This is a genomic window from Micromonospora sp. NPDC047753, from assembly GCF_040642735.1.
In the GTDB taxonomy this organism is placed as follows: domain Bacteria; phylum Actinomycetota; class Actinomycetes; order Mycobacteriales; family Micromonosporaceae; genus Micromonospora.
In genome coordinates this window covers 1-2,497 of the sequence record NZ_JBEYSL010000725.1, presented here as the reverse complement: position 1 = coordinate 2,497, position 2,497 = coordinate 1, and the positions used below count along the sequence as shown (strand labels likewise).

General features: G+C 70.1%; 1 protein-coding gene and 1 pseudogene. Both read right to left on the bottom strand.

The features are described 5' to 3' along the window. Window positions 1-96: 96 nt before the first annotated feature. Window positions 97-1,596 (bottom strand): annotated as a pseudogene (gene kdpB, locus ABZ749_RS33770) (potassium-transporting ATPase subunit KdpB); the annotation flags it as partial. A 20-nt stretch (window positions 1,597-1,616) separates the two neighbouring features. After that, a partial coding sequence (locus tag ABZ749_RS33765) for a potassium-transporting ATPase subunit KdpA (protein ID WP_357235125.1) occupies window positions 1,617-2,497 on the bottom strand: 881 nt, incomplete at its 5' end.

Below are 2,497 nucleotides of genomic sequence, written 5' to 3'. Positions count from 1 at the left end.
GGGACCCGGGGCCAGCTCGACGAAAACGCCGCCGTCGCACTCCTGGACCCGATCCTGCTCTCCCCGCCCGCAGACGTCGACGCGCTGTTTCGGCGTGCCGGACTTGACGACGTCCTTGAGGTGGATGACGCCCAGGGCGCGGGCGGGCGCACCGTCGACGTGCTCGGCGACGACCAGCGGGGTGCCGCCGGTGCCGCTGATCGCGTCCACGATCTCGCCGACCTGCTCGGTCGGGTGACCGCCGTTCTCCCGTACCCACTTCATCACCGCTGCGGCGGCGCCCTTGCGGACCCGGCGGGCCGTGCCCACCGCGCCGGCGTCCACGCTGGCGTCCGGGGTGAGGTCGACGCCGCTCATCCGGGTCTGCGCGGTGAACGGTACGAAGGTGGCGTGCGGCATCACGCCGGGCTCGCGCTCGCGCAGCCCGAACTCGTTCTTCGCCAGGACGACCACCGAGCGCCCCTCCGGGGTCTCGTCGGCCAGGCTGGAGATCTGCGCGGCGTCGGCCAACGTCGCGGCGTCGACCCCCTCGACCGGGACGAACTCGGCGGCCTGCCGGTTGCCCAGCGTGATGGTGCCGGTCTTGTCCAGCAGCAGGGTGTTGACGTCGCCGGCGGCCTCGACGGCCCGGCCGCTCATGGCCAGGACGTTGCGCTGGACGAGGCGGTCCATGCCGGCGATGCCGATGGCGGAGAGCAGCGCTCCGATGGTGGTGGGGATCAGGCAGACCAGCAGCGAGACCAGCACGACCCCGGTGACACCGGAACCGGTGATCGCCCCGCTGTCCGGCGCGGCCGCCTGGTACGCCTTGGAGAAGATGGCCAGCGGCTGGAGGGTGACCACGGCCAGCAGGAAGATGACAGTGAGCGCGGCGAGCAGGATGTTCAGCGCGATCTCGTTCGGCGTCTTCTGCCGGTTGGCCCCCTCGACCAGGGCGATCATCCGGTCGATGAAGCTCTCCCCGGGCTTCTGGGTGATCTTCACGATGATCTGGTCGGAGAGCACCTTGGTGCCACCGGTGACCGCGCTGCGGTCGCCGCCGGACTCCCGGATGACCGGGGCCGACTCGCCGGTGATGGCCGACTCGTCGACGCTGGCGATGCCCTCGACGATGTCACCGTCGCCGGGGATGATGCCGCCCGCCTCGACGAGCACCACGTCGCCCTGACGCAGGTCCGGCGCTGGCACCGCCTCGTCGCGGTAGGTGTTGGCCCGCGCGCCCGGCTTCCAGTCGATCAGCCGGGTGGCGATGGTGTCCTTCTTCGCCTGCCGCAGGGTCGCGGCCTGGGCCTTGCCCCGCCCCTCGGCGACCGCCTCGGCCAGGTTGGCGAAGACCACCGTCAGCCAGAGCCAGATGGTGATCGCCCAGGCGAACACAGACGGGTCGGCCACCGCCAGGACGGTGGTGAAGGCCGCACCGACCTCCACGATCAACATCACCGGGTTGCGCCACATCGTGGCGGGGTTCAGCTTGCGTACCGCGTCCGGCAGGGACCGGATCAACTGCTTGGGGTCGAGCAGCCCTCCACCGGTCCGCTTGCCCTGGGTGGCAGGCGTACCGGGGAGCTGCTCTGTTGGGGCGGACGTGACGGACATGTCCTCGTTCCTCATGATGGTCAGAGCCCCTCTGCCAGCGGACCGAGCGCGAGCGCGGGCAGGAAGGTCAGCGCGACGAGGACCACTGTGACGCCGACGACCATGCCGATGAACAGCGGTCGGTGGGTCGGCAGGGTGCCCTCGGACGCGGGGGTGGGTGCCTGGCGGGCCAGCGAGCCGGCCAACGCGAGCACGAAGATCAGCGGCAGGAACCTGCCCAGCAGCATGCACAACCCGAGCGCGGTGTCCCACCAGGTGGTGTTGACCGTGATGCCGCCGAACGCCGAGCCGTTGTTGTTGCTGGCCGAGGTGAACGCGTACAGCACCTCGGAGAGGCCGTGCGGGCCGACGTTGAGCGCCGTCGAGTTGTTGCCGGTGCCGAACGCCGCCGCCGTACCGACGAGCACCAGGATCGGCGTGATCAGGAAGTAGAGCGAGGCGAACTTGATCTCGCGGGACCCGATCTTCTTGCCCAGGTACTCGGGAGTGCGACCCACCATCAGCCCGGCCACGAAGACCGTGATCACCGCGAGGATGAGCAGGCCGTACAGCCCTGAACCGGTGCCGCCCGGCGCGACCTCGCCGAGCATCATGTTGACCATCGCCATCATGCCGCCGAGCGAGGTGAACGAGTCGTGGAACGAGTTCACCGCACCGGTCGAGGTGAGCGTGGTGGCGGCGGCGAAGGTGGCCGAGTTCGACACGTCGAACCGCACCTCCTTGCCCTCCATCGCCGCGCCGACCGCCTGCGGCACCGTGCCGTGGCCGGCCAGCTCGAAGATGTTGGTGATGGCGACGCTGAGGAACGCGAGGATGCCCATCACCGCGGCGATGGCGTAGCCCTGCCGGTTCTGCCCGACCATCCGGCCGAAGACCCGGGGCAGGCTGAACGGAATCAGGA